The sequence below is a fragment of the Streptosporangium sp. NPDC048047 genome, assembly GCF_040653115.1.
Lineage (GTDB): Bacteria > Actinomycetota > Actinomycetes > Streptosporangiales > Streptosporangiaceae > Streptosporangium.
Genome location: NZ_JBEZNH010000006.1, coordinates 141,253 through 168,110, shown reverse-complemented (window position 1 = coordinate 168,110; position 26,858 = coordinate 141,253). Strand labels below are relative to the sequence as shown.

The 26,858-nt window shown below is 73.4% G+C and carries 21 protein-coding genes; 11 read left to right on the top strand and 10 right to left on the bottom strand.

Going from position 1 to position 26,858, the window contains the following annotated elements; genetic code table 11:
- Positions 1 to 21: 21 nt before the first annotated feature.
- The 8 genes from AB0D67_RS07770 to mfd all read right to left on the bottom strand — a co-directional run bounded on the left by AB0D67_RS07770 (position 22) and on the right by mfd (position 10,597).
- Positions 22 to 1,407: a hypothetical protein gene (locus tag AB0D67_RS07770; protein ID WP_362931088.1), complete on the bottom strand. Its 1,386-nt coding sequence runs from the start codon at positions 1,405 to 1,407 to the stop codon at positions 22 to 24.
- A 176-nt stretch (positions 1,408 to 1,583) separates the two neighbouring features.
- Positions 1,584 to 2,555 carry a Ppx/GppA phosphatase family protein gene (locus tag AB0D67_RS07765; RefSeq protein ID WP_362931086.1) on the bottom strand — a complete coding sequence of 324 codons (972 nt, stop codon included), beginning with the start codon at positions 2,553 to 2,555 and terminating at the stop codon, positions 1,584 to 1,586.
- The gene (locus tag AB0D67_RS07760) at positions 2,552 to 3,157 is read right to left on the bottom strand and encodes a DUF501 domain-containing protein (protein WP_362931084.1); all 606 of its coding nucleotides are present in this window, start codon (positions 3,155 to 3,157) and stop codon (positions 2,552 to 2,554) included. The genes AB0D67_RS07765 and AB0D67_RS07760 overlap by 4 nt, the downstream gene beginning before the upstream one ends.
- Complete coding sequence (locus AB0D67_RS07755; protein ID WP_362931082.1) at positions 3,154 to 3,570, bottom strand: septum formation initiator family protein; 417 nt, start codon at positions 3,568 to 3,570, stop codon at positions 3,154 to 3,156. The genes AB0D67_RS07760 and AB0D67_RS07755 overlap by 4 nt, the downstream gene beginning before the upstream one ends.
- A gap of 131 nt (positions 3,571 to 3,701) precedes the next feature.
- Positions 3,702 to 4,979: a phosphopyruvate hydratase gene (gene eno / locus AB0D67_RS07750; RefSeq protein ID WP_362931080.1), complete on the bottom strand. Its 1,278-nt coding sequence runs from the start codon at positions 4,977 to 4,979 to the stop codon at positions 3,702 to 3,704.
- 102 nt (positions 4,980 to 5,081) lie between these two features.
- The gene (locus AB0D67_RS07745) at positions 5,082 to 6,122 is read right to left on the bottom strand and encodes a MazG family protein (protein ID WP_362931078.1); all 1,041 of its coding nucleotides are present in this window, start codon (positions 6,120 to 6,122) and stop codon (positions 5,082 to 5,084) included.
- A 161-nt stretch (positions 6,123 to 6,283) separates the two neighbouring features.
- Complete coding sequence (locus AB0D67_RS07740) at positions 6,284 to 6,904, bottom strand: SurA N-terminal domain-containing protein (protein WP_362931076.1); 621 nt, start codon at positions 6,902 to 6,904, stop codon at positions 6,284 to 6,286.
- Between the two features lie 123 nt (positions 6,905 to 7,027).
- Positions 7,028 to 10,597 carry a transcription-repair coupling factor gene (gene mfd / locus AB0D67_RS07735; RefSeq protein ID WP_362931074.1) on the bottom strand — a complete coding sequence of 1,190 codons (3,570 nt, stop codon included), beginning with the start codon at positions 10,595 to 10,597 and terminating at the stop codon, positions 7,028 to 7,030.
- Positions 10,598 to 10,759: 162 nt separating this feature from the next.
- Here mfd and AB0D67_RS07730 point away from each other — a divergent pair, with 162 nt between their 5' ends.
- The 3 genes from AB0D67_RS07730 (at position 10,760) to AB0D67_RS07720 (ending at position 13,821) form a co-directional block, all read left to right on the top strand.
- Entirely contained in the window at positions 10,760 to 11,488 is a 729-nt protein-coding gene (locus tag AB0D67_RS07730; RefSeq protein WP_362931072.1) for a methyltransferase domain-containing protein, read from the top strand.
- Positions 11,489 to 11,589: 101 nt separating this feature from the next.
- Positions 11,590 to 12,837, top strand: coding sequence for an adenylyl-sulfate kinase (gene cysC, locus AB0D67_RS07725; RefSeq protein ID WP_362931070.1), 1,248 nt, complete (start codon positions 11,590 to 11,592; stop codon positions 12,835 to 12,837).
- Between the two features lie 30 nt (positions 12,838 to 12,867).
- Positions 12,868 to 13,821 carry a sulfite exporter TauE/SafE family protein gene (locus tag AB0D67_RS07720; RefSeq protein WP_362931068.1) on the top strand — a complete coding sequence of 318 codons (954 nt, stop codon included), beginning with the start codon at positions 12,868 to 12,870 and terminating at the stop codon, positions 13,819 to 13,821.
- Here AB0D67_RS07720 and AB0D67_RS07715 read toward each other — a convergent pair.
- Complete coding sequence (locus AB0D67_RS07715; RefSeq protein WP_362931066.1) at positions 13,705 to 14,790, bottom strand: hypothetical protein; 1,086 nt, start codon at positions 14,788 to 14,790, stop codon at positions 13,705 to 13,707. The two genes, AB0D67_RS07720 and AB0D67_RS07715, sit on opposite strands and share 117 nt — an antisense overlap.
- 795 nt (positions 14,791 to 15,585) lie before the next feature.
- Between AB0D67_RS07715 and AB0D67_RS07710 the strand changes: the two genes are divergently transcribed.
- The 8 genes from AB0D67_RS07710 (at position 15,586) to AB0D67_RS07675 (ending at position 25,876) form a co-directional block, all read left to right on the top strand.
- A complete protein-coding gene (locus tag AB0D67_RS07710) occupies positions 15,586 to 16,500 on the top strand; it encodes a Wzz/FepE/Etk N-terminal domain-containing protein (RefSeq protein ID WP_362931064.1) in 915 nt (304 codons plus the stop codon).
- Positions 16,494 to 17,831: a hypothetical protein gene (locus AB0D67_RS07705; protein ID WP_362931062.1), complete on the top strand. Its 1,338-nt coding sequence runs from the start codon at positions 16,494 to 16,496 to the stop codon at positions 17,829 to 17,831. The genes AB0D67_RS07710 and AB0D67_RS07705 overlap by 7 nt, the downstream gene beginning before the upstream one ends.
- Positions 17,828 to 18,901 carry a hypothetical protein gene (locus tag AB0D67_RS07700; protein WP_362931060.1) on the top strand — a complete coding sequence of 358 codons (1,074 nt, stop codon included), beginning with the start codon at positions 17,828 to 17,830 and terminating at the stop codon, positions 18,899 to 18,901. Before AB0D67_RS07705 ends, AB0D67_RS07700 begins: the two co-directional genes overlap by 4 nt.
- A gap of 73 nt (positions 18,902 to 18,974) precedes the next feature.
- A complete protein-coding gene (locus AB0D67_RS07695; RefSeq protein ID WP_362931058.1) occupies positions 18,975 to 19,832 on the top strand; it encodes a sulfotransferase in 858 nt (285 codons plus the stop codon).
- The gene (locus tag AB0D67_RS07690) at positions 19,820 to 21,367 is read left to right on the top strand and encodes a lipopolysaccharide biosynthesis protein (protein ID WP_362931056.1); all 1,548 of its coding nucleotides are present in this window, start codon (positions 19,820 to 19,822) and stop codon (positions 21,365 to 21,367) included. The genes AB0D67_RS07695 and AB0D67_RS07690 overlap by 13 nt, the downstream gene beginning before the upstream one ends.
- Entirely contained in the window at positions 21,364 to 22,269 is a 906-nt protein-coding gene (locus AB0D67_RS07685) for a sulfotransferase family protein (protein ID WP_362931054.1), read from the top strand. Before AB0D67_RS07690 ends, AB0D67_RS07685 begins: the two co-directional genes overlap by 4 nt.
- A gap of 238 nt (positions 22,270 to 22,507) precedes the next feature.
- On the top strand, positions 22,508 to 24,259 hold the full coding sequence (locus AB0D67_RS07680) for a ricin-type beta-trefoil lectin domain protein (protein WP_362931052.1): 1,752 nt from the start codon (positions 22,508 to 22,510) through the stop codon (positions 24,257 to 24,259).
- Positions 24,260 to 25,876, top strand: a complete 1,617-nt coding sequence (locus tag AB0D67_RS07675) for a sigma-70 family RNA polymerase sigma factor (RefSeq protein ID WP_362931050.1) — start codon at positions 24,260 to 24,262, stop codon at positions 25,874 to 25,876.
- A gap of 165 nt (positions 25,877 to 26,041) precedes the next feature.
- Here AB0D67_RS07675 and AB0D67_RS07670 read toward each other — a convergent pair whose 3' ends face one another.
- A complete protein-coding gene (locus AB0D67_RS07670) occupies positions 26,042 to 26,785 on the bottom strand; it encodes a WecB/TagA/CpsF family glycosyltransferase (RefSeq protein WP_362931048.1) in 744 nt (247 codons plus the stop codon).
- Between the last annotated feature and the right edge of the window lie 73 nt (positions 26,786 to 26,858).

Sequence of the window (26,858 nt, the reverse complement as noted above, 5' to 3'; positions counted from 1 at the left end):
CGGATCCGGCCGGGCGCGTGACTACGCCTCGCAGACCGCCTTGTACTCGGCCGACGAGTTGCCGCCGCCGACGATCGACAGCTTGGCGCTGCCGGCCTTCGTGCCGCTGGAGTCGGCGGTGAAGGACACCGTCTGCTCGCCGGCACCGGTGAAGGTCAGCTCGCCCGACTTCACGTCGGAGCCGTTGACGCTCCAGACGTACTTGACCGTGATCGCACCGGTCGCGTAGATCTTGCCGGTGCCGCTGACCGTGGCCGCCGGGCAGGTGCCCGCCTTCTGCTCGGCCGAGACGCCGGAGATGTACGCCTTGGCCTCGGGGGCCGCCTCACAGGCGACCTTGGCCGAGGCGGTGCCGGAGGTCGGGCCGCCCGCGATGTCGATCGCGCGCCTGGCGGTGCCGGACTCCGACGCCTTCCAGGAGTCGGTCACGGTACGGCTCTGCGCGCCGTGGCCGTAGAAGGAGACGGTCTCCCAGGAGCCGGCGACGCCGTCGCGGATCCAGCGGTACCGCACCGGACCGTCGGCGTCGGAGACGCGGATGGTGCCGGAGAAGGTACGGGTGACCGGGCAGCTGCCGGAGTAGTCGGCCGGGGCGTCCACGGAGGCGCTCACCCTCGGCGAGTGGTCCTCACAGTGGATCCTGAAGTAGGCGCCGTCCGACGCGCCGCGGTAGCCGAGGATCTCCAGCCGCACCTGGCCGCGAAGGTCGTGACCCGGCTTGATCACCTGGTAGACGCGGCGCGAGCCGTTCACGTAGACCGAGTCGCGGTCGACGACGTGGCCGTTGACGACCCACTGGTAGCGCACCCAGCGGTCACGCGAGGTGCTGATCCGGCCGATCGCGACGGCCTTGCAGTCGCCCTCGTCCACCCAGACGCGGGCGGAGGTCCAGTGACGGGGACGAGGCTTGACGACCTCTTCCTTGCCGCCGTCGCCGTTGTCCTCACCGCAGGCGATGGTGAAGTAGCCCTTGGCCGAGGTGACCTTGCGCGGCGACAGGACCTGGACCGAGTTCCAGCTCCTGAGGTCACCGCCCTTGAAGCTGGCGGACTCCTTGACGCCGATGTACTTGACGCCCTTGCCCTTGATGGAGATCTTCTTGATGCCGCTCTTGGAGCCGTCACCGCGCAGCCAGCGGTAGGCGACGGTCGTCCTGCCGCCGTAGGCCTTCACCTTGATCTTCGAGGAGAAGGTCACCTTGACGGGGCAGTCGGTGGTCTTCGACGGGGAGGCCTTGGGCCTGCCGACCGACACCGCGGCCTTCGGGGCGCTGTGGGCCGCCGAGGCCCGCGCCTGAGTGGAACCGCTGGCCGCCGCTGCGGGCGAGGCCAGCAGTCCGGCCGTCATGGTCGCCAGCATGGCCGTACCGGCGCTCAGGACGGCTAGCTTGCGTGCTAGTCCGGACATGAGGGGTTGCTCCGTTCGTTAGGAACATGAAGAGCGCTTCGGAGACGGTTGCCGCCCCGGCACAGCTGTGCCGGGCCCCACGGCAAAGCCTCACTAAAGCTTCTTTACCTAACCATAAACGGAAAGGCCCCTCAATACTCCATCAATAGGAGAATTGTCTAGGGTCTGTAGTGGTTTCACATGCTTTTGCCAGGTTTAGCGATAGACCAGGCGATTCCGTCCAGAATGTCGCGTTCGCTGACCACGACCTCCGCGAACCCGTACCGCTCCATGACGCGGTCGAGGATGAGCGCGCCGGCGACGATGACATCGACCCGGCCGGGATGCATGACCGGGACCGCCGCCCGCTCATCATGTGTCATCTCCAGCAACCGCGCGGAGATCTCATGAACCCGCGCCGCCGGAATCCGCGAATGATGAATTTTCCGCGGATCATATTCCGGAAGGCCGAGCGCCATTCCCGCCACCGTCGTCACCGATCCGGCGAGCCCCACCAATGTGAGCGCCCGCTCGACCGGGACCTCGCCGGACACCCGGTCGAGCGCGTCGTCGACATCGGCCGCCAGCGCCTCGACCACCTCGGCGGACGGCGGGTCACCCGCGTCTCGCAGGTGCCGCTCGGTCAGCCGCACGCAGCCGACGTCCACCGACAGCGCGGCCTCCACGTGCGTCGAGCCGACCACGAACTCGGTGGAACCGCCGCCGATGTCCACCACCAGGTACGGCGGGCGGGTGCCCTCCGGGCACGGCAGTCCCGTCTCGGGCGAGAGGCGCGAGAGGTCATGGGTGGCGCCGTCGAAGGACAGCTGCGCCTCCTCGGCGCCCGTGATCACCTCGGGCTCCACCCCGAAGATGTCGCGCACGCCGTCCACGAAGTCCTGCCGGTTGGCGGCGTCCCTCGTCGCGCTGGTGGCCACCACGCGGACCGCCGACGCGCCGTGCCGCTCGATGAGCCCGGCGTAACCGCGCATCGCGGCGAACGTGCGCTCCAGCGCCTCGGGGGCGAGCCGGCCGGTCTCGTCCACGCCCTGCCCGAGCCGGACGATCTCCATCCGCCGGTCCACGTCGGTCAGGGTGTCGTGGGCGACGTCCGCGACCAGCAGGCGGACGGAGTTGGTGCCACAGTCGATCGCGGCGACGCGGGTCAAGGGGTCTCCTGTTCGGTGGTCGGGGCGGGGGCCGCTCCGTGCCCGGACTCGGGGGCGGGGCAGCACGGCCCGTCGGCCCACCACCCGCCGAGCGCTTCGAGCGCGTCGAGCGCCTCGCGGCCGAAGGGGTTGCTCCCCGGCACCGCCAGCTCGTGCGCGACCAGGGCGTGCAGGCACTTGACCCGGGCGGGCATGCCCCCGGTGCTCTGCATGTCCCTGGGCAGCGGATCGAGGCCGTCCGCGACGGCGGCCTCGTCGCGGCGCGCGACGTAGTCGTCGTGGGCGGCCTGGTAGGCGCGGGCGAGCTCGGGGTCGTCGGCGAGCCTGGCCTGCATGTCGCGCATCAGGCCGGAGGTCTCCAGCCGCCCGATGGCGGATGCCGCCTTCGGGCAGGTGAGGTAGAACAGCGTCGGGAACGGCGACCCGCCGGGCAGCCGCGGCGCGGTCTCCACCACGTCGGGCAGCCCGCACGGGCAGCGGTGCGCCACCGCCCGCAGGCCACGCGGCGTCCGGCCGAGCTGCCGCTCCACCGCCGCCACATCGCGATCGTCCACCACCGTGACACCCCCTGAGAAAGACGACACCAAGGGTATCGGGGTCATCCCCCGGCCCCGGCCGCCTTCCGGCCCCGGCCGGTGTCGGCCGCCTCGACCGACTGCCACAGGGTCTCGTACCAGGGCGCCTTCACGTCCTTCTTCGTCCCCGCCGCGCTCTTCCGCCGGTCCTCCGCGCGGTCGTCGCCCATCACGACGTAGCACTTCTGCCCGGGGTCGCAGTAGAAGAGCCGCTCCCTGGCCGCCTTCTTGATGTAACCGGGGTCCAGGAGCCGCCGGTGACGGTCGTCCAGAGCCTTGATCGCGGCCTGCTCCCTGGCCTGCTCCTGCTCCAGCTGGGCGATCTGGCGGCGCTGCGCGACGTACTCCCTGATCGGGTAGGCGAGGCTCATCGCGATCGCGCACACCACGACCGCCAGCACCGCGGCCCGCCCCGTCAGCTGCGGCCGTCTCGCCAACACACCCACCCGCCTCTCGTCACCCCGGGCCCCTCGGGGTCCGTACGGCCGGCCTCGCGTGAGGACCGCGGGGCCGGCCTGCCTCGCGTACGGCCAGTGCCCCGGCAAACCGGGCGCAAGCCGTACAGGCGAACCTACCCCTGGAACCTCGGGAAAGCGGCGCGACCCGCGTAGCGGGCGGCGTCGTCGAGAAGCTCCTCGATGCGCAGGAGCTGGTTGTACTTGGCCACGCGGTCGGAGCGGGCCGGGGCGCCCGTCTTGATCTGGCCGCAGTTGGTCGCCACGGCGAGGTCGGCGATGGTGGTGTCCTCGGTCTCGCCGGAGCGGTGGCTCATCATGCAGCGGTAGCCGCTGCGGTGGGCCAGGTCCACCGCGTCGAGGGTCTCGGTCAGGGTGCCGATCTGGTTGACCTTGACCAGCAGCGCGTTGGCGGTGCCCTCGGCGATGCCGCGGGCCAGCCGCTCGGGGTTGGTGACGAACAGGTCGTCGCCGACGAGCTGCACCTTGTCGCCGAGGGCCTTCGTGATGGCGTTCCAGCCCTCCCAGTCGCTCTCGTCCAGCGGGTCCTCGATGGAGACCAGCGGGTAGTTCGCGACGAGGTCCTCGTAGAAGGCGATCAGCTCGGTGGCCGACATCCCCTTGCCGTCGATGGTGTAGACGCCGTTCTCGTGGAACTCCGAGGCGGCCACGTCGAGGGCCAGCGCGACGTCCTCGCCCGGCGTGTAGCCGGCCTTCTCGATCGCGACCAGGATGAGGTCCAGCGCGTCGCGGTTGGACGGCAGGTTCGGCGCGAAGCCGCCCTCGTCGCCCAGGCCGGTGGCGTAGCCCTTCTCCTTCAGCACCGCCTTGAGCGCGTGGTAGACCTCGGTGCCCATCCGCACGGCCTCGCGGAAGGTCTCCGCCCCGATCGGCGCGATCATGAACTCCTGGATGTCCACGTTCGTGTCGGCGTGCGCGCCGCCGTTGAGGATGTTCATCATCGGCACGGGCAGCAGGTGCGCGTTGGGACCGCCGAGGTAGCGGAACAGCGGCAGCTCGGCGCTGTCGGCGGCGGCCTTGGCCACGGCCAGGGAGACGCCCAGGATCGCGTTGGCGCCCAGACGGGACTTGTTCGGCGTGCCGTCCAGGTCGATCATGACCTGGTCGATGGTGCGCTGCTCGGCGGCGTCGAACCCGACGATCTCGTCGGCGATCTCGTCGGTCACGCCGAGGACGGCCTTCTCGACGCCCTTGCCGCCGAAGCGCTCGTCGCCGTCGCGCAGCTCCACGGCCTCGAACTGGCCGGTGGACGCGCCGCTCGGCACCGCGGCCCGGCCCTGGCTGCCGTCGTCCAGCAGGATGTCGACCTCGACCGTCGGGTTGCCCCGGGAGTCAAGGATCTCGCGAGCGGTGACGCCCTCGATGGAAGCCACGAAGCACTCCTAAAGTCGCAGGACAGTTTGCCGCAGAAGCCTACCGAGACCCGCCCCGCGACACGGCGACCGCCGTCCTACCCACCGGTACGGCGGCCCTCGTCACCCGTCTCCCTCGTCTCCTTCGTGCCGCGTCTCCCTCGTCTCCCAGGTGCGGACCCGGTCGCGGTAGGCGCGGGCCGCGGCGCGCAGCTCGGCCTCGGGATCGAGACCGGCCTCGTGCGCCTGCCGTACCAGTGCGAAGAGCCGGGCGCCGAGGTCGCCTCCGGCCGCGGCGGGCTCGGCTCCGGCGGGTCCGGTCCCGGCCGGGGCTTCGGGAGCGGCGGGGGCTTCGAGGGCGGCGGGGGCGCCGGCGCGGTCGGCGCGCCGCAGGAGCTGGGCGGCGAGGGAGAGCGCGGGCTGGCCCATCGGGACGCCGTCCAGGACCGACCCCGCGTCACCGGCGTTCTTCGCCGCGCGCTCGGCGGCCTTGATGACCTCCCAGTTGTCGCTGACCTCCTCGGCGCCCTCGACCCTGACGTCGGCGAAGACGTGCGGGTGGCGCCGGACCAGCTTCGCGACGATCGCGTCGGCCACGTCGTCGATGTCGAAGCCGCCCTCGGCGTCCGGGCGGTCGCGGGCGACGCGGGCGTGGAACACCACCTGGAGCATCAGGTCGCCCAGCTCCTCGCGCAGGGCCGCGTGGTCGCCCTCCTCGATGGTCTCCAGCACCTCGTACGCCTCTTCGAGGAGGTACGGCACCAGCGACTCGTGGGTCTGCTTCGCGTCCCACGGGCAGCCGGTCCGCAGCCGGTCCATCACCGACACCAGGTCCAGCAGCCGGGCCCCCGGCAGGTCGTAGGAGCCCGGGACGACCTCGATCAGCGGCGGCTCGTCGAGCGCCAGCGCGGCGTGGCCGACCGAGCGCATCAGCGCCTCGTCGGCCTCCAGCCACACGACGTCCTCGCCCTGCGCCCTCCTGACCAGGGCGGCGGGGTCGGCGGTCACGACCTCGACGGCGATCCCGGCCTCGGCGAGGTAGGGCAGGAGCGGGTGACCGGCCGCCTGGGTGAGCACCGGGCCCTCCTGGAGGACCTGCCAGGCGCGCCGGCTGAGCAGCCCCGGCGCGACCCGGGGCGAGGTGGTGACGACGATCAGGGGCATGTCCCCGAGGTTATCCGGCGTTCACGGCGCGGCCCGCACCGCCGCCGGGCCCCGGGCGGGACCGCCGCGGACCGCGGTCACGAGCCCCGGCGCGGGGCGCCCGCGTGTCCGGGCCCCGGGGCGGGGCTCATCCCGCCGAGCCGGAGCCCGGCGGGGCCACGTCACTGGACGGGCGCGGCCTCCGGCGCCTTGCCGAAGCGGTCCTCGGCCGTGAAGATCTGCGGCTGCTCCTGGCTCGGCTGCGCGTTGATCTTGCCGTACCGCGGGTTCCACTCGATCCGCACGGACTTCAGGTCCTCGACCACCCGCTGCTGGCCGCGCTGCAGGGCCTCCTGGTCGGCGCCGCCGCCGTACTTGGCCATGAGCTTGGTGATCATCAGCCTCGCCCGGGTGTAGGCGCGCGCCTGCGACGGCGCCACGGCCTGCTGCAGGAGCTGCTGCCCGTACTGGTCGGCGCCGCCCTGGGCGTTGATCGCCTGGTCGACCTCGCCGTCGGTGACCGTGACGCCGTTCTTCTCGGCGACCTTGGTGTACTGCCTGGCGGTGGCGAGCTGGTAGAGCACCACCTGCGGGACGCTGCCGGGGAACTGCAGCTGCGCCGCGGACAGGCCCGACTTGGTCAGCGCGGCCTCGTACTCCCGGACGTTGCGGTCCAGCTCGCCGGAGCTGATCCGGTCACCGCCCACGACGGCGGCGGCGCCGACCTGCGAGGGGGAGCAGGCCGTCAGAGCGACACCGGTGGCGATGACCGCCAGGATGACGCGAACTCGAGTCGACTTCACAGACAGTCCCTTCACGACAAACGTCGCTTACCTTACCGCTACGCGCCCCCGGGACGGCCCCCGGCGGGTGCTCCCCCGGGGGTCCGCCGCCGCTACGGCTTCGGAGCGCCCTCCAGGAACCCGCTACGACTTCGGAGCGCCCTCCAGGAACATCGCCTGGACCAGGTCGCCGCACCACTTCAGCAGGTCCAGGTCGCGCAGCGGCTGCCCGCCGAGCGGCCGGGTCTTGGGGACGGGCACCAGCAGCATGCCGGCCGCCTGCTTCAGCAGCGCCTTGGGGTAGAGGCGCTGCAGCCGCACCTGCTGGGAATCCCTCAGGTCCACCGGGGCGAACCTGATGTTCTGGCCCTGCAGGGCGACCTCGGTCAGGCCGGCCGTACGGGCGCGGATCCGGAAGCGGGCGACCTCCAGCAGGTTCTCCACCGGCTGGGGCGGCCTGCCGTACCGGTCGACGAGCTCGTCGCGCACCGCGGCGATCTGGGCGTCGGAGGCGACGGCGGCGATCCGCTTGTACGCCTCCAGGCGCAGCCGCTCGGAGGTGACGTAGTCGTGCGGGATGTGGGCGTTGACGGGCAGCTCGACCTTGACCTCCGGCCGCTCGGCCTCCTCGGCCGGCACGCCGGACAGCTTGGCCTTCTGCTCCTGGACGGCCTCGGCCATCATCCGGACGTAGAGGTCGAAGCCGACGCCGGCGATGAATCCGGACTGCTCGGCGCCGAGAATGTTGCCCGCGCCGCGCAGCTCCAGGTCCTTCATCGCCACGTACATGCCCGCGCCCATCTCGGTGTGCTGGGAGATGGTGGCCAGCCGCTCGTGGGCGGTCTCGGTGAGCGGCTTCTCCGGCGGGTACAGGAAGTAGGCGTAGCCGCGCTCGCGGCCCCGGCCGACCCGGCCGCGCAGCTGGTGCAGCTGGGACAGGCCGTAGTTGTCGGCCCGGTCCACGATCAGCGTGTTGGCGTTGGGCACGTCGAGCCCGGACTCGACGATCGTGGTGCAGACGAGCACGTCGAACTCGCGCTCCCAGAAGCCCACCATGATCTTCTCAAGCTGGTGCTCCTGCATCTGGCCGTGCGCGATGGCGACCCTGGCCTCGGGCACCAGCTCGCGCAGCCTCGCGGCGACCTTGCCGATGCTGGAGACGCGGTTGTGCACGAAGAAGACCTGGCCGTCGCGCATCAGCTCGCGCCGGATCGCCGCGCCGATCTGCCGCTCGTCGTAGGGGCCGACGAAGGTCAGGATGGGGTGGCGCTCCTCCGGCGGGGTGAGGATCGTCGACATCTCGCGGATGCCGGTCAGGCCCATCTCCAGGGTGCGCGGGATCGGCGTGGCGGACATGGCCAGCACGTCGACCTGGGTCCGCAGGTGCTTCATGGCCTCCTTGTGCTCGACGCCGAACCGCTGCTCCTCGTCGATGATGATCAGGCCGAGGTCCTTGAACCTGACCTCCGGGGAGAACAGCCGGTGGGTGCCGATCACCACGTCCACCGTGCCGTCGCGCATGCCCTCGACGGTCGCGGAGATCTCCGAGTCGGTCTGGAAGCGCGACATCGGCCGCACGTTCAGCGGGAAGCCGGAGAAGCGCTCGGCGAAGGTGGACAGGTGCTGCTGGACCAGCAGCGTGGTGGGCACCAGCACCGCCACCTGCTTGCCGTCCTGCACGGCCTTGAACGCCGCGCGCACCGCGATCTCGGTCTTGCCGTAGCCGACGTCGCCGCAGATCAGCCGGTCCATGGGGACGCCGCGCTCCATGTCGCGCTTGACCTCGTCGATGGCTTCGAGCTGGTCGCCGGTCTCGGCGTAGGGGAAGGCGTCCTCCATCTCGCGCTGCCAGGGCGTGTCGGAGCCGAACGCGTGGCCGGGCGAGGCCATCCGGGCCGAGTAGAGGCGGATCAGCTCCCCGGCGATCTCCTTGACGGCCTTCTTCGCCTTGGTCTTGGCCTTGGCCCAGTCGGCGCCGCCCATCCGGTTCAGGGTGGGCGACTCGCCGCCGACGTAGCGGGTGACCTCGTCGAGCTGGTCGGTGGGGACGTAGAGGCGGTCGCCCTTGGCGTACTCGATGACGAGGTACTCGCGGGTGGCGCCCTGCACGGTCCGCTGCACCATCTCCACGTAGCGGCCCACGCCGTGCTGCTCGTGCACGACGTGGTCGCCGACCTTGAGCTGCAACGGGTCGACCATGTTGCGGCGCTTGGACGGCAGGCGCCGCATGTCCTTGGTGGACGCCTTCTGGCCGACCAGGTCCAGGTGGGTCAGCACGGCCAGGAAGGAGTTGACGAAGCCGTGCTCGACCAGGCCGGTGCTGATGTGCACGACCCCCGGCTCCGGCCGGTGGCCCAGGTCGCGCTCCAGGCGGGCGGGCATGTCCGCGCCGCGCAGCAGCTCGGCCATCCGCTCGGCGGGGCCGTACCCCTCGCTGAGCAGCACGACGACCTTGTCCTGGTCCAGCCAGCCCTTGATGTCGCTCAGCGCCCGCTGGGTGTCGCCGCGGTAGGACTCGGCCTCGCGCGCGGGCAGGACCACCGCCCCGCCGTCCGGGACCGCCCCCGCCGGGTCCTCCGGCCCGCCGTCCGCGCCGGCGCCGAACGGCGCGATCGACCACCACGGCTGGCCGAGCTGCCCGGCCCGCTCGCGGACGTCCTCCAGGGTGCGGAACGCCGCCGCCCCCAGATCGATCGGCGCCTCGCCGCCTGAGGCGGCGTTGATCCAGGAGGCCTCCAGGAACTCCTGGCTGGTGCGCACCAGGTCGTCGGCGCGGCCCCGGATGCGCTCCGGGTCGCAGACGAACACCGCCGACCGGGCCGGCAGGTGGTCCACCAGCAGGTCCATCTCCCCGGCCAGGACCGGCGCGAACGCCTCCATGCCCTCCATGGCGACGCCGTCGGCGAGCTGGTCGAGGATCTCCGCGAGCGCCGGGTGGCTCTCCGCCAGCTCGCGGGCGCGGTCGCGCACGTCGGCGGTCAGCAGCAGCTCGCGGCAGGGCGCGGCGAACAGCCCCTCCTCGGCCACCTCCAGCGACCGCTGGTCGGCGACCTTGAACCAGCGGATCTCCTCCACCGAGTCGCCCCAGAACTCCAGCCGCAGCGGGTGCTCCTCGGTCGGCGGGAAGACGTCCAGCAGGCCGCCCCTGACGGCCACCTCGCCGCGCTTCTCGACCATGTCGACGCGGTTGTAGCCGTTCTCCACGAGCCGCGCGACGACCTGGTCGAGGTCGGCGTCGTCGCCGGCGCGCAGCCGTACCGGTGAGAGGTCGCCCAGGCCGCGCACGATCGGCTGGAGCACCGCGCGGACCGGCGCGACGATCACGTGTAGCGGGCCCGCGGCGGGGTCGCCCTCGACCGGGTGCGTCAGCCTGCGCAGTACGGCCAGCCGCTGGCCCACCGTGTCGCTGCGCGGCGACAGCCGCTCGTGCGGCAGCGTCTCCCAGGCCGGGAAGACCGCGACCGTGGCCGGGTCGAGGAGGCTCGCGACGGCGGCGGCGAGGTCCTCGGCCTCGCGGCCGGTGGCGGTCACCGCGAGCACGGCGCGTCCGCCCCCCTCGGCGCCGTCGCGGGCCAGCGCGGCCACCGCGAACGGCCGCAGCGCCGGCGGAGCGACCAGCGGCACGTCGGAGAGGTCCCCCGCGCGCACGCCCTCCAGCGCGGAGGCCAGCTTCGGCTCGGAGACGACGAGGTCAAGCAGTCCGGAAAGGCTCATCAGTTTCGCCCACAGCCCCACGATGGCAACACGATGGAAAACACGACTGCCCCCGGCCGGCGGGCGCGGGGGTGATGCCCCAAGGCTACTTGCACACGCCGGTCCCCCGTCGAGAGTGGTAAATGCACGGCGAATCGTCATGTGTTGACTACTCTCGGTGACATGTCTGAGGTACGGTCGGTCGTCGGTCATGACGACATGTTCGGTCGGCGCATCCGCGAGCAGTGGGCGGGGCTGCCGGGGCGGCGGCTCGACGTCCTGGTGGCCGGGTGCGGCCGGCCAGAGCCACTGGATCTGGAGCGGGTCGAGGCGCGCGTCACCGGGATCGACGAGGATCTTCCGGTGCTGCGCGAGAGCACCTCCGCCCGCAAGGATCTCGATTCCTGGACGCTCGGCGACCTGCGGACGGTGCCGGTGCCGCCGCGGGCGTTCGACGTCGTGCACGTGCCCTTCCTGCTGGAACGGCTGGACCATCCCGAGCTGGTGCTCGACCGGCTGCTGACCGGCCTGCGCCCGGGCGGGCTGCTGCTGGTGCGGATGCGCGACCGGTCCTCGGCCTACGGCGCGTGCGACCGGCTGCTGCCCGCGCCGCTGCGGCGGCTGCTGTGGCGCAGGTTCGCCCCGAAGGACGCCGTGGGGCCGCTGCCGGCCCGCTACCGGCCGGTCACGTCCCGCCAGGGGATGCACTCCTTCTGCCTGACGCGGGGACTGATGGTCACCGACGACGCCTCGCAGCGGAGCGGCCCGGCGCTGCGGGGGCGGATGGCGGGCCTGGCGGCCTTCGCCTGCTCCGCGGTGGAGAAGCTCTCAAGGGGCAGGTTCCCGGCCTCGCACGATGAGATCATCATGGTCATCCGCAACCCGCACAGCCACTTCGCCCGGGTGATCTGACCGGCCGCGGGCTGGTGCGGGCGCTCGGGTTGTGAGTAAGCTGATGAAATCCGACTAAGTCGATCGGGATTAGGGAGCAAGGCCGTGGGGATGGCGGGGAGATGACGGCGGAGACAGCGGAGACGGCGGCGCACGAGCACACCCCCGACGCCCGCGAGCTGGCCGACCTGGAGCTGCTGCTCTCGGGCGCGTTCCACCCGCTCACCGGCTTCATGGGACCGGCCGACGCGCACGCGGTGGCCGGGCACGGCACGCTGGCCGACGGCACGCCGTGGCCGGCGCCCGTCACCCTCGCCCTTCCCGGCGACCACCCGGCCGCCCCCGGCGACCGCGTCACGCTCCGCGACCCCGAGGGCGCCGCGCTGGCCGCGCTGACCGTCACCGAGCGGCGCGACGGCCTGGCCGCCGGGCCGGTGGAGGCACTGGGCGCGGCCGAGCACGGGCCGTTCGCCCGGCTGCGCCGTACGCCGGAGGAGGTCCGCAAGGAGCTGGCCGGACGGCCGGCGCTGGCCGTCACCATGCGCGGCCCGCTCGACGACCTGGAGGAGATCCGGGCCGTCGCCCGGGAGCTGGACGCGGTCGTCCTGCTGCTGCCCCTGGTGTTCGGCGAGGGCGGGCCCGCGGTGGTCCGCGCCGCGCTGCGCGCCCGCGACCTGCTGCCGGAGGGCACGCTCGTGGCCGCGGTGCCGCTCGCGCCCCGCGAGGAGGCGGCCGTCGACCTGGAGCTGCGCGAGCGGGTGGCCGAGGCGTACGGCGCCGCCGAGCACCTGGCCGGTCCCGAGCCGGTGACCATCCCCGGCCCGCCGCACCGCCGCGGGCTCGTGGTCTTCTTCACCGGCCTGTCCGGATCGGGCAAGTCCACCGTCGCCCGGGGGCTGCGCGACGCGCTCCTGGAGCGCGGCAGCCGTACGGTGACCTACCTCGACGGCGACGTGGTGCGCCGCCTGCTGTCGGCGGGGCTGAGCTTCTCCCGCCAGGACCGCGACCTCAACATCCGCCGGATCGGGTTCGTCGCCGCCGAGGTCGCCCGGCACGGCGGACTGGCGATCTGCGCCCCCATCGCACCGTACGCCGCGACCCGCGCCGAGGTCCGCGCCATGGTCGAGGACGTCGGCGCCGACTTCCTGCTCGTCCACGTGGCGACGCCGCTGGAGGAGTGCGAGCGGCGCGACCGCAAGGGGCTGTACGCCAGGGCGCGCGCCGGGCTGATCCCCGAGTTCACCGGCGTCTCCGACCCCTACGAGGAGCCCGACGACGCCGACCTGGTCATCGACACCACCGGCGTCTCCGTCGAGGACGCCGTCGGCCGGGTGCTCGATCCGCTGGTCCGTGGAGGGTGGGTCCGCTGAGGGCCCCGAGCGAGGAGTGGTGAGCGACTCATGGACATCGACATCCCCCTGGCCCTCGGTTCCTTCCTCGTCGCGATCATCGTCGGCCTGACCGGCATGGGCGGCGGCGCGCTGATGACGCCGATGATGATGCTGTTCTTCAACGTTCCGCCGCTGGCCGCCGTCTCCAGCGACCTCGTCGCCTCGGCCGTGATGAAGCCGGTGGGCGGGATCGTCCACCTGCGGCGCGGCACGGTCAGCCTGCGGCTCGTCGGCTGGCTGTGCGCCGGGTCGGTGCCGGGCGCGTTCTGCGGGGTGCTGGTGGCCCGCGCGTTCGGGGACGGCGAGGCGATCCAGCAGACGATCAAGTACGCCCTGGGCGTCGCGCTGCTGCTGGCCGTCGCGGGCCTGGTCGCCAAGGCGTGGATGGCGCGGCGCGAAGGGCCCGTCTCGGCGGACCTGGGGTCCATCGTCGTGCGCCCAATCCCGACCTTACTGGTCGGTACGATCGGTGGAATCGTGGTCGGCATCTCCTCCGTGGGATCCGGCTCGCTGATCATCGTGGCGCTGCTCGCCCTCTACCCGGCGCTGAAGTCCAACCAGCTCGTCGGCACCGACCTCGTCCAGGCCGTGCCGCTGGTCGCCTCGGCCGCCCTGGGTCACCTGCTGTTCGGCGACTTCCAGCTCGACCTCACCACCTCGCTGCTGGCCGGCTCGATCCCCGGCGTCTATCTCGGCGCGCGGATCTCCTCCCGGGCCCCCGGCGGGGTGATCCGGGCGATCCTCGCGGTGGTGCTGCTGGCCTCGGCGCTGAAGCTCCTCGGCGTGGGCAACGCCGCCCTGCTGTGGATCCTCGCCGGGGCGGTGGCCGCCGGGGCCGCGGGCTGGTCACTCCTGCGGCACCGGGGTGGCGCCGAGGTAGGGATCGTGGACGAGGCCGGTGAAGGCACGGGCCGCGTCGGCGGTGGCGTCGAAGCGGGTGTCGCCGCGCGGCGCGCGCGGTGAGTCGAAGTACACCAGCGCCTTGATCTGCGGATAGAGCCGCATCTCCCGGCGGACCGCGGCGAAGAACGCCGCCTTGGCGCCGGGCATGCCGGGGCGCTCGAACACGCCCCACTCGGCGAGCATGATCGGCTTGTCCGGGAAGCGCCACCGCATCCAGCGGTGGAACCCGGGCCAGCCGGCGGCGTCCGGGCGCGTCCGGTCAACCAGCCCGGCAAAGCCGCCCGTCCCGGGGGAAGGGCCCGTTCCAGGGAAGGGGTCCGATCCGGCGGGAGAGCCCGTCCGGCTCCCGGCCGAGGGGTCCAGGTAGGGGTCCAGGGCGACCCAGTCGATCACGTCGTCGCCGGGGTAGAGCCGCGTGAACCACGGCGCGACGGCCCAGTTGGGCGCGCCCATGTAGGTCATGACGGTGACCGCGTTGCGCACCCCCCGCTCACGCAGGCGCGTCACCACGTGCCGGAACATCGCCGCGTAGTCGGCGGCGGTCATCCCCGAACCGGGCTCCTCGCGCACGTCGTTCTCCGGCTCATGGTGGACGGTCAGGAAGAACCTGCCGGGGAAGGTCCGCCTGATGTGCCCGGCCAGCCGGTCGATCCGCCGGTCCAGCGCGCCCCGGGCGATCTCGGCCCAGGTGCGGTCGAAGGACGGCTTCCAGTTGACCAGCAGCAGCCGCGGGCCACCGGGACCGGCGGCGATCGAGCGTTCCCCGGCGGTGGGGAACAGCTCCGCGCCCCGGTGGTAGACGTGCACGATGCCGGCCCGGCGGCCCACGCGGGCCTCGGCCCGCTCCAGCGCCCGCGCCGGGGACCTCCCGGTGAAGACCTCCGGCGCGATGCCCCACCACGCCCCGCAGGTCGGGACGAGGATGGCGGTGGCCGCGCAGGACGTCGCAGGCGGAGGCGGGTACGGCGGGCCGATGGCCCCGGCGGTCCCGACGGACCCCGGCGGCCACGTCCCCGGCGCGCCGGTCACCGGCGGCCGCGTCCCAGGCGGCCACGTCTCCGACGGCGCCGTTCCCGGGGCTCCGAGCGTCCCCGAGGTCCCGGGAACCCCGGGCGTTCCCGAGATCCCGGGGCCTCCGGGCGCTCCTGAGGTCCCGGAGGCTCCGGGCGTCCCCGGGACCTTCACCGGGTGAGGCGACGGGAGGCCGGGCCCGGCCGGGGCGGGGCCGCAGGCGCCGAGGGCCGGAAGCAGTGCGAGGACCAAGACCACGGAGACGGCGAATACTGCCTTTCTCCGGAAAACTTCCGGACAACCCGATATTCGCGGCAAATCAGCCCCACTATTTGTTCTCCAGCCCACCGCGCCGTCCTTTCCTTCGGGTTCCACGCCGGCCGTACCGCCACATCCACGGTCCTTTCCTCCGAACCTCGCTCCGGGTCGCACCGCCGTCGGCGGCGAACCGTTCCGCCACCGGCCGCCGATCGGCCCCGCCGTCGAATGCGGGCCGTACGGCCTGCGGAAACGACGGGACGACGCGGGTTCCGGCGTACCCGAACCGCGCGAGGGCGACGAATGAGAAATGTCCGATAAACGCTGGTCATCACATCTCGATAGACGAGAACAATCTAAAGAAAATCTTGTGTATCGGTCCGGTAAACCGGAAAGCCGACCTATAGTTCCTAGGGTTCTCAAGGCGTCGACCCGCCCGAGAGGGGCGCATGCCGAACGCCCCCTCGCGAAGGGTGTTCCAGGGTGCGGCGACGCGTACCGGAAAGCCCCGCGCCGACCGGCCCGCGTCGATCCTCGTGAAGGAGGTGCGTTCGATTGACGGCGTTCCACCCGGGCCCGTCCCCGGACGCGCCCGTCCGCCCCGGCGGAGACCTCGCGGACCACGCCTCCCTGCTCCGCCGCAGGTGGCCGATCCTGCTGATCTTCATCACCGCCGGTCTCGGCTGCGGCGGCCTCCTGCTCCGGGTGGTCCCGCCCTCCTACACCGCCTCCGCGCAGGTGCTCGTCTCCCCCACCGGCCTCCCCGAGCAGGTCAACCAGGTCACCGGCCGCCAGCGAGAGGCGCTCAACCTCGACACCGAGGCCCAGATCGCCAAGTCCGCGGTCGTGGCGGCCCGGGTCCGCGCCCTGCTCGGCCACGCCCCCGGGCCCGTCGAGGTCTCCGTCCCGCCCAACACCTCGGTCCTCGACCTCTCCTGCACCGCCGCCGACCCGCGCGCGGCCGCGGCCGGGGCCTCCGCCTACGCCAGGGCGTACCTCGCCAACCGCGGCGAGTCGGCGGAGCAGACGCGAGACGCGCAGCTGCGGGCGCTGCTGGCCAAGCTGCGCCAGGTCAACACGAGCCTGGCGTCGGGCGCGGCGGCGCTGCCCCGCCTGGCCAGGGGCACCGCGGAGCGCACCCTGGCCGCCCACCGGCAGAGCGTCCTGGGCCGCCAGTCCGCGAGCCTGACCCTCCGGTACGACGCGCTGCGGACCGTCGCCGTCACCCCCGGGTCCGTGATCAGCGACGCCGTACCACCGGCCGGGCCCAGCGCGCCCAGTCCTCCCCTGTACCTCGGCAGCGGCCTGATGACCGGCCTGCTCGCCGGGGCGGGCCTCGCCCGATGGCTGCCCGAGCGCCCGGTCGCCCGTCCCCGCCTGCGTCCCCGCCCCCGTCTGCGTCCCCGTCCCGGCGCCCGCCCCGATGCCCGGCGCCCGGTCGCGCCCGGAGAGGCGCCCGCCCGATGGTGAGAGTGCCGCACCGCGCGGCCTGGCCGATCGCCGCGCTGCTGGTGGGATACCCGCTGTGGTGGGCTCTGGGTCTCGGCGGGCTGTCGGTGGTCGCGCTCGCCCCGGCGATGGCACTGGTCCTGTGGCGGCGGCGGCCGATCAGGACGCCGCGCGGCTTCGGGCTCTGGCTGCTGCTGCTGGCCGGATACCTCGTCAGCGCGCTCATGCTCGGCGAGATGCCCCCGGGCACCTACGGCGAGTTCGGCCCCGGGCGGGTCGCGGGATACCTCATGCGCCTGGCCCTCTACGTCTCACTGACGATCATGGTCCTCTATCTCGGCAACCTGACCGAGCGGGAGCTCCCCCAGCTCACCCTGGTCCGCATGCTGGGCGCGCTGTTCGTCACGACCGTCGCGGGCGGCCTGCTGGGGGTCGTCGCCCCGCACGCCGACTTCACCTCACCGGTCGAGCGGCTGCTGCCCGCGGCGGTCAGCGGCAACTCCTTCGTCCACAACCTGATCCACCCCACCGCGGCGCAGGTGCAGAAGGTGCTCGGCCACGCGTCCCCGCGCCCGGAGGCGCCCTTCGAGTGGGCCAATGCCTGGGGCAGCAACGTCTCGGTACTGCTGGTCTGGTTCGTCATCGGCTGGTGGGTGTACGGCGGGCCGCGCCGGCGTCCGGCCGTGCCGCCGCTGCTCGCACTCGCCGCCGTGCCGATCGTCTACTCCCTCAACCGGGGGCTGTGGATCGGCCTGGGCGTCGGCGTCGCGTACCTGCTGCTGCGCCTGCGCGGTCGGACCCGCGCCGCGCTCTGCGCGGCCGCCGCCGCGGCGGCGCTGGCGTTCCTGCTCTCCCCGTTGCGGACGATGGTCGCCCAGCGCCTGGACAACCCGCACAGCAACGACATCCGCGCCTTCACCGTCTCGGCCACCGTCGCCGCCGCACGCACCTCCCCGGTGATCGGCTACGGCAACACCCGCAACGCCACCGGCAACCACCGCACGATCACCACCGGGAAGACCGACTGGTGCGACACCTGCGGCCACCCGCCGCTGGGCAGCGACGGCCAGCTCTGGCACCTGATGATCACGCAGGGGTTCACCGGGGCCGCGCTGTACGTGGCCTTCTTCGCCGGAGCCGTCCGCCGCCACTGGCGCGACCGGAGCCCGATCGGAATGGCCGGGGTCCTGGTGATGATCCTCACCCTGCTCTACATGTTCGTCTACGACGGGCTGGTCACACCGCTCGGCCTGTACCTGATCTCCTTCGCACTCCTGTGGCGCAACCAGAAGGGCACGCCGTTTCCCACCCGCCCCCGACCGGCCGTCCACGGAGGAGGCACGTTCGATTGACCAGCCCCTGGACCGAGTACCGAGCGAGCCGCGCCGGCGACGCGCAGGCCCGGCTGCGCTACCTCGACCGGACCGTCCGCCTGCTGTTCCCCGACGCCGGCGAGGCCCGCCCCCACAGCCTGCTCCCGCACCCCGTGCTCCCCCGCAGGCTCGTGCCACGGCGGTGGTGGCACCCCGGCAGAAGGATCATGGTCCCCTCCGGGGAGGACACCATCGAGACCTACCTCGGCGAGGCGCTGAGCGCGCCGGTCCGGGTCGTTCTGCACGTCCGCCCGGCCCGGCGGGCCAACCGCAAGCCGATCCTGGAGGCCCACACCCCGGACGGCCTGGCCGCCTTCGTGAAGATCGGAGACACCGGCCGCACCCGCGCCCTCGTCACGAACGAGGCCCGAGCGCTCGGCCTGCTGGCGGACGTGCCGCTGAAGACCGTCGTCCCTCCGGTCGTGCTGCACCACGGGACATGGCGCGGCCTGTCGGTGCTCGCGCTGTCCCCGCTGCCCGTACGGCGCGGCCCGGTGGCCGCGGACCTGGTCGCCGAGGCGGTCGGCGAGATCGGCCGCCTCGGCCGGACCCACAGGGACGGCCCGCCCGGCGGCCTGGCCGGGTCCGGTGGGAGAGGTCCGACCGGCGAAGGGGATCCGGTCGGTGGAAACGGCCCGGTGGGTGGAGGGGGCCCGGCCTTCCCGAACGGCCCGGCCGACGGACCGGACGGGTTCGCCTGGCACGGTGACTTCTCACCGTGGAACATCGCACGCGGCCCGGACAGGCGGCTGCTGGTGTGGGACTGGGAGCGGTTCGCCACCGGGGTGCCGCTCGGCTTCGACGCCGTCCACCACTTCTTCCAGCGCGCGCTGCGCCGTACGGATCCCGCCACCGCGGCCCGCGCCTGCGTGACCCGGGCGCTGCGCGTCCTGGCGCCGTTCGGGCTGACCGCCGCCGAGGCCAGGCTGACGGCCGCCCGCTACCTCATCGCCCTGGCCGACCGGCACGCCGCCGACGGGCACTCCCCTCTGGGCCCGCCCGCCCGGTGGCTCGGCCCCGCCGTCGACTTCGAGGAGGCCCTCATCTGAGGCCCCTCCCCCTCTCCGAAGGAGAGGGGGTCTCCGACCTGACGACCTGATCCCCACGCGGAGAGGAGTTCACATGACCCCCGGGGTGAAACGCCCGGTCCATGCCGTGTCCCGCGTCGCGGGACGGCTGACCGCCGGGCACCGGCTCCTGCCGTCCTTCCTGGTCATCGGGGCGCAGCGTTGCGGCACCACCTCGCTGTACCGGGCGCTGGCGCAGCATCCGCTGATCCTCAAACCGGTGCTCCACAAGGGCGTCCACTACTTCGACGTGGCCTACGACCGGGGTCTCCCGTGGTACCGCGCCCACTTCCCCCTTCAGGTCCGCTCCGCGCGCCTCGCCCGTCGGTACGGCCACCGCCCCCGGGCGTTCGAGTCGTCCCCCTACTACCTCTTCCATCCGCTCGCCGGCCCCCGGATCGCCCATGACCTGCCCGGGGTGAAGCTGGTCGTGCTGGTCCGCGACCCCGTCGAACGCGCCTTCTCCGCGCACGCCCACGAACTGGCCCGGGGGTTCGAGACCGAGCCCGACTTCGCCCGCGCGGTGGAGCTGGAGGAGGAGCGGCTGGCCGGGGCGGAGGACGCCCTGCGCGCCCGTCCCCACTCGCTGAGCCATGCCCACCGCCACCACGCCTACCTCGCCAGGGGCCGCTACGCCGAGCAGCTCGCCCGGCTGGAGCCCCTGTTCGGCCGGGACCGGCTGCTCGTCCTGGACAGCGGGCGGTTCTTCGCGGAGCCGGAGGTCGTCTACGACCGGGTGCTGGAGTTCCTCGGCCTGCCGCACCTCGGCGACCCCCGGTTCGAGCGGCACAACGCCCGGCCGCGGCCCGCCCCGATGCCCGAGCCGCTCCGCCGTGAGCTGGCCGGACGCTTCGAGGAGTCCGACGCCCGGCTCTCACCGTGGCTCGGCACGGAGCCGTCATGGCGGCGCTGATCTCCCCGCGTCCGTCCGACCGCACCGCACCGGCTTCACCAGCCTCACCGGTCTCACCGGGCGGGACGGCACGGGCCGGCCTGGCCGGCCTCGCCGGGGCGGGGGCGGGCGCCGCCGCGCAGTTCGCGACGGTCGTGCTGGTCACCCGGGAGACGGACCGGCAGACGGCCGGGGCGTTCTTCACCGCGACGGCGCTGTGCCTGACCGTCGCCGGGATTCTGCGCCTGGACGCCGGAAACGGGCTGATCCGTCTCATCGCCCGGTCGCGTCCCCTGGGCTACGGCCCCGCCCGCGGCTACGTCCGCGCGGCGTTCGTCCCGGTCGCGGCGCTCTCGCTGGCCGCCGCCACCGTCACCGCCGCCGTCGCCGCCCTCCGTCCGGCCGACCCCGCGTCGCGCGTGCTGGCCGTCGCGCTGCCGGCGGTGGTGTGCGCCGAGGTCGCGGTGGCCGCGACGCGCGGGTTCGGCGCGATGCGGCCCACCGTCCTGCTCACCGGCCTGTTCCTGCCGTCGGCCCAGCTCGCCGGGGTGGCGTTGGTCCTCTGGGCCGCGCACACCGGCGCGGGAGGCTCCGCACCGGGCGCGTGGATCGGCATGACCGATCTGACCGATCTGAGCGGCGGCGCGGGGGGCGCCGGGATGCCGCCCGCCGTACCGGCCATCGTCGACGCCGGATCGCCGTCGGCCGTCGCACCGGCCATCGCACCGGCCGCCGTGGACGCCGCCACGCTCACGGCGCTCGCGGTGGCCTGGGTCTGGCCGTACGCGGCGGTCCTGGCGCCGGCCGCGCTCTGGCTGCGCCGGCGGCTGCCGCGCGGGCCGCGCACGCCGGGCGCCGCGCTCGACCTGTGGCGCGACACCTGGCCCCGATCGGCCGCCGCCGCCCTCCAGTCGGTCTTCCAGCGGCTGGACGTCCTGGTCGTCGCGGCGCTCGCCGGCCCGGCGGAGGCGGCCGTCTACACCGCGGCGACCAGGTTCAAGGTCGTGGGACAGCTCGCCGGGCAGGGGCTGGCCCACGCGGTGCAGCCCAGGCTGGTGCGCGCGCTGTCCGAGGGAGACCTGCCACGCGCCCGCGCGCTGTACCAGTCGGCCACGATGTGGCTGGTCGCGCCGACCTGGCCGATCTGGCTGGGCTACGCCGTGCTCGCGCCGTGGCTGCTCGGCGTGTTCGGCGACGGCTACGCCTCCGGCGTGCCGGTGGCGCTCGTGCTGGCCGGGACGATGATGGCCGCCACCGCCTGCGGCATGGCCGACGTGGCGTTGTCCGCGGCCGGGCACACCCGCGCCGGCCTGGCCAACCTGGTGGCGGCCGTCGCGACGACCGTGGCGCTGGACGCGCTGCTCGTCCCGTCCGAGGGCGTGCTCGGCGCCGCCCTCGGCTGGTCCGGGGGAACGCTGGTCAAGAACCTCCTCCCGCTGTGGCGGATCAACCGCCTCTACGGCCTGCGCCCCTTCGGCGCGCACAGCGTCGCCGCGCTGACACCGTGGCGGTCACCGTGGCGGTCACCGCGCCTCCGGGCCGGAGGCGGCCGATGACGCCGGTGCTGGTGACCGGGTTGCCGAGGAGCGGCACGAGCTGGACGGGCAAGATGCTCGCCGCCGGGGGCGAGCTGGTCTACGTCAACGAGCCGCTGAACCCCGAGCATCCGCCCGGCGGCTGCCCCGGCGTGCTCGACGCCCGCGTGACCCACCGCTTCCAGTACATCTGCCCCGACAACGAGGCGGCCTGGCTGCGCGCCTTCTCCGGCACCGTCGCGCTGCGCTACCGCTTCCTGGCCGAGCTGCGCCGCAACCGCTCGCCGTACGACCTGGCGCGGCTGGTCCGGTACGGCACGGCGTTCACGCTGGGCAGGCTGGCCGGACGGCGGGCGCTGCTGGACGACCCCTTCGCGTTGTTCTCGGCCGGCTGGTTCGCCGAGCGGCTGGGCTGCCGGGTGATCCTGTTGCTCCGCGACCCGGTGGGACTGGTGGGGAGCTGGCGGCGGCTCGGCTGGTCCGTCGGTCCCCGCGAGCTGCTCGGGCAGCCACTGCTGGTCCGCGACCATCCGTGCCTGGCGGAGCTGCGCCCGCTGGCGGACTGCCGGGACCCCGTGACCACGACCGTCGCCCTGTGGCGGGCGGCCCGGGACGTCGCCGCCGCCCTCGCCGCGCGGCATCCCGGCATCCTGCTGGTGAGCTACGAGGAGCTGGCCGCCGACCCGGTGCGGGGCTTCCGCGGCCTGTACGACTGGGCGGGCCTGACCTGGTCCCCCCGCGCCGAGCGTCGCATCTCCCGTGCCTGCACCGCACCCGCCGGACGGCCGGGCGGCGGCTTCGCCTGGAGCGGCCTGTCCCGTACCGCATACCGCCCGATGGACTCCCGGCGGGCGGCGGCCTCGGCCGCGGCGCGGCTGAGCCGCGAGGAGGCCCACCGGGTCAGGCGGCTGGCCGCCCCCTGATCCGCGCACGGCCGGCCGTACAGCCGGTCATGACCGGTCGCGCCGTCGTACGACCGGCGCGACCGGTCAGCCGGAGAGCGCGGTCATCGTCCCGGGTGGCGACGCCCCTACCGGCTCCCGCGTCACGCGTGCGGCCGCCTCGGACGCCACGAAACCACGACGAGGCCGGGAAATTTCTGAAACCGCGTAATCGGGGCGAGCGGCCGGACTCCTTCCCTGTGAACGAAAGGAGTTCGGATTGAGCAAGTTGAGATCCATCCTCATAGCGGTGCTGCTGTCGTCGATGGGCGGGGCGGGTCTGGCCGTGCCGTCGCCCGCGGTGGCAGCGGCTCCGGCGGCCCAGTCGCGGTTCGCCTGCGACGGGGTGGACACCAAGGACAAGGGCTGGGTGCTGCCGATCTACGTCCACCAACCAGGGCAGGACGCCTGGGAGGCCGACAGCGCCGCCCTGCTGAACACCATCTGGGAGACCGACCAGACGGTCGACTCCAGCGCCGAGCGGTTCGGGGTCTCCCGGCGGATCCGGTTCGTGCAGGACGGCGACTGCCGTCCGGTGGTGGCGAAGCTGCCGTTCACCAAGGGCCGCAACCGGGCCGAGATGGGCAAGGCGATGGCGGAGAACCTCGCCTCCCAGCCGGCCCTGGTGCGCACGCTCTGGCAGACCAACCGGGTCAAGCCGCTGTACCTCGTCAGGGACAACGAGATCACGGACTCCTGCACGGGCGGCGGCGCCAACGCCGGCCTGAGCACCGGGAACGTCATCCTTCCGCGTTGGTGCTGGAGCGAGGCCGGGCTCACCCACGAGCTGATCCACAGCTTCGGGCTCTCGCACTGCGACGGGGGCGGCGTGAACGGCAACGACCCGGTCTGCCGGAACATGGGCACCCGGAAGGAGTGCACGAGCGACCCCGCGTCCAACTACCACCTCGACTCGTGCCGGATCGACGACTTCCGTTACTTCGAGCCGACGCCCGTACGGCAGCCGGAGCTGGAAAAGATCAGGAACGTCGCGTTCAGCCCGTACCTGATCCAGGACCAGCCGAGCCCGGTGTGGCGGTTCCGCATCAGGGTGGTGGACGGCGGCAGATGCCTCGATGGGAGCGCGGCACAGGTCGTGCAGCGCGCGTGCACGGACGGTGCCGCGCAGACGTGGCAGCGCGGCATCGACGACGACGGGTACCTCACGATCCGCAACGCGGCGAACGGCCGCTGTCTCACCATGGCGGACACCGTCGTGACCGGGCCGTGCGCGAAGAAGGACAGGACGCAGCAGTGGCTGCCGGACGCCGGTCAGGACAGGACCAACTTCACCGGCCGCGCCGGCGGGAAGCTGACCGTCAAGGACGACCGCGACGGTGGAGCGGTGGTGCGCGACGGCAAGGGCGAGTTCGTGGCCGAGCTGCTGGGCGGCCTGGCCTCCTCGCCCACCCTGCCGAGTTCCCCGGCCCCGACGGCCACGTCACGGCCGACCACCGGCCCGACCGGGACGCCGACCGGGGCGCCGACCACCAAGCCGACCGCCGGACCGGCCGCGACGCCGACCTCCGCTCCGGAGCCGGCCGTCACGTCGGGCCCGATCGGGTCGCCCGACGCCACCCCCGCTCCCGCCGAGACTCCCGCGCGGGGCCGGAACGTCCGGTTCAGGAGCACGTACGGCACCTGCCTGACCTCGTCCGGCACCAGGGTGCGCCTCGGCGCCTGCGGCGCCACGTGGAACGTCGTGACGGTCGGCGAGCACGTGCAGCTGCGCCGCCAGAGCCGCTGCATGGCGCTCGGCGAGGTCAGCGGCGGCAAGCGCCCGGTCGTCCTGGTCAAGTGCAGCGGGGCCGCCAAGGGACAGCGCTGGCTGCTGGAGAAGACCGGCGGCTCGGTCACGCTGAGGAGCGCGACCACGAGGGCCACCCGGCTCGTCGCCCTCTCCGCCAAGCACACCGGCGTCTACGCCAAGGCCGCGTACCAGCAGAATTCCGTCAAATTTACACTCAAGTAAGTGATCGAACCGGACACTGACGACCCGGCTCTGACGCGAATGGTCAGGGCCGGTGACGACCGTGCCGTCTCCGAGTTGTACGAGCGGCACCACCCGGCCGTCCTCGCCTTCGCCAGCCGCCTGTGCCGGGATCCGCACACCGCCGAGGACCTGGCCAGCGAGGCGTTCGCGCGGACTCTGCGAACCGTCCTGAACGGCCCGGCCGGTCCGACCGGCGACTGGCGTCCCTACCTGTACGCGGTGGTCCGCAACACGGCGGCGGAATGGGCGCGTTCCGATCAGCGGTCCGTCCTGACCGACGAGTTCCGCGAGAACGATCTCACGACGAACGCGCCGGAGCCGCCGGACGATCTCGTGACCCGCGCCTACCGCTCGCTGCCTTCACGCTGGCGGACCGTGCTCTGGCACACCCTGATCGAGGGCGAGGAACCCGATCGGGTCGCGAAGATCCTCGGCGTCACTCCCGGCAACGTCAGCGTGCTGGCCTTCCGCGCCCGCGAGGGGCTGCGCAGGGCGTATCTGGCCGCGTACGTGTCCGGCGCGTCGCCCCGCTGCCAGGAGTACGCCGAGCCGCTGGCCGCGGTCGTGCGCAAGAGGAACGGCCGCCCTCCGCGGGCGTTGCGCGCGCACCTGGAGTCCTGCGCGAGCTGCGCCCGGGCGCACGCGGAGCTGCTCGACCTCAACGCCACGCTCCGCGCGGCGCTGCCGATCGCCCTGTTTCCGCTCGCCCTGGGAGCGGGGGCGGGTAGGTGGACCGCGGCGGGAACAGGGGTGCCAGGCGCGGCGGAGGCCGGGACATCGAGCGCGGTGGGGACCGGGACACCGACCGGGACGGAGGCCGGGACGCCGGTCGGGACGCCGGTCGCCGCGTCGAAGGGAGCCGGGACGCCGGGCTGGGTGATCCCCGTGTCGGGGGTGACGGCGATCGCCGCCGTGGCCGTGGCCGTGGCCGTGTTCGGCTCGCCTGAGGACCCGGCCCCCTCCCCGCCCACGCGGATCGCCGCTCCCGCGCCGGGCTCGTCACCCACCCCGGAACCCACCCGCCTGAGGACCCGGCCGCCCGAATCCACCCGCGCGAGGACCCGGGCACCCGAGCCCACCCGCGCGAGGATCCGGCCGCCCGCTCATGAGAGAACCCCCACCGCCCGGGTGACGACACCGGGATCCGCGTCGCCGTCCCCCCGCGAGCCCACTTCCCAGCCGGGCACCCGGATCGCCCACGCGGGCCGATGCGTCGGCGTGGCGAGCGGACTGGTGGCGGCGCTGCCGTGCGCCGACCCGCGTACGGCCTGGCGTACGCGGCGCGGGACCCAGCGGTTCCAGCTCGTCAACCTCGTCAGCGGACGCTGCCTGTCCGCCGGCGAGCGGTACGACACCGTCGCCTTCAACGGCGGCGGCATGCTCGCGGTCCGGATCAGGTCGTGCGCCTCCACCCCGGCCCAGCTCTGGCACCGCCCGGCCTTCAGCGACGGCGTGCGCCGGCTGGTGAGCGTCCCTTCCGGCAAGGCGCTGTCCATCGGCAAGGAGTTCGCCGGCAAGCGTCCGCCGACGGCGTTCATTCTCTACGGTCCCTACACCGGCTCAGCCGATCAGCGCGTCACCCTCGTGGACGGCTGAGCCGCGCAAGTGCGGGGGCGGCGCGGCTCCGCCGATCAGCGCGTCACCCTTGTGGACCGCTGAGCGCCGTGGGCGCGCCGGGCGGCGCCCACGGCGCTCCGGAGCGGTTCGGGTCCGGCCGTCCACCGGCCACCGGACGTCGCGACCGTCCGGTGAGCGGGCCCTTCAGGAGAAGAGGCGGCGCAGGAGGCAGGAGCCCAGGAGCCGGAGTGTGAAGGGCAGGTCGTTGCGGAGGTAGCGGCGGGCCAGCCGGCCGGGCTCGTGGACCAGGCGGAAGAACCACTCCAGACCCGCTTCCCGCATCCACACCGGCGCCCGGGGGACCGTACCGGCCGTGAACGCGATGGCGGAGCCGCACCCCACGAACCAGGTGCCGGGAAGGTCGTCCCGGAGCCGCGCGATGAGCCGGTCCTGCTTGGGGAAACCGAGCCCGACGAAGACCAGCCGGGGCGCGGCGGCCACCAGCGCCTCCCTGATCCCATCGTGGCCGCCGGGATCCGCCTCGAACCCGTACGGCGGAGCCTGCGTGCCCGCGACGACGAGCGCGGGATGACGGCGGACCAGCCGGTCGGCCGCCTGCCGGGCCGTCCCCGGCGGGCCGCCGAGGAGGTAGACGGGGTACCGGTAGAAGGCGGCCGCCTCCGACAGCGACCAGATCAGGTCGGCCCCGGCGACCCTCGCCGGCAGGGGCGTGCCGAGCAGCCTGGCCGCCCACACCAGCGGTATGCCGTCGGCGACCGACAGGTCGGCCCGCTCGACGATCTCGTGCGCCCCGGGGTCGCGCGCGGCGGTCCAGGCGATGTCCATGTTGGGAGTGACGAGGTGGCCGCCCTCTCCGCGTTTCAGCGCGCCGACCACGTGGTCGACGACCTCCCCCTCGGTCATCGGGTCGAGGGGGAGGCCCGCCACGCGCACCCTGTGGCGGGTTCGTCCGTGGTCGTCGCCGGGCCATGGACGCCCCGGGACGCGCGTCGCCTCCTGG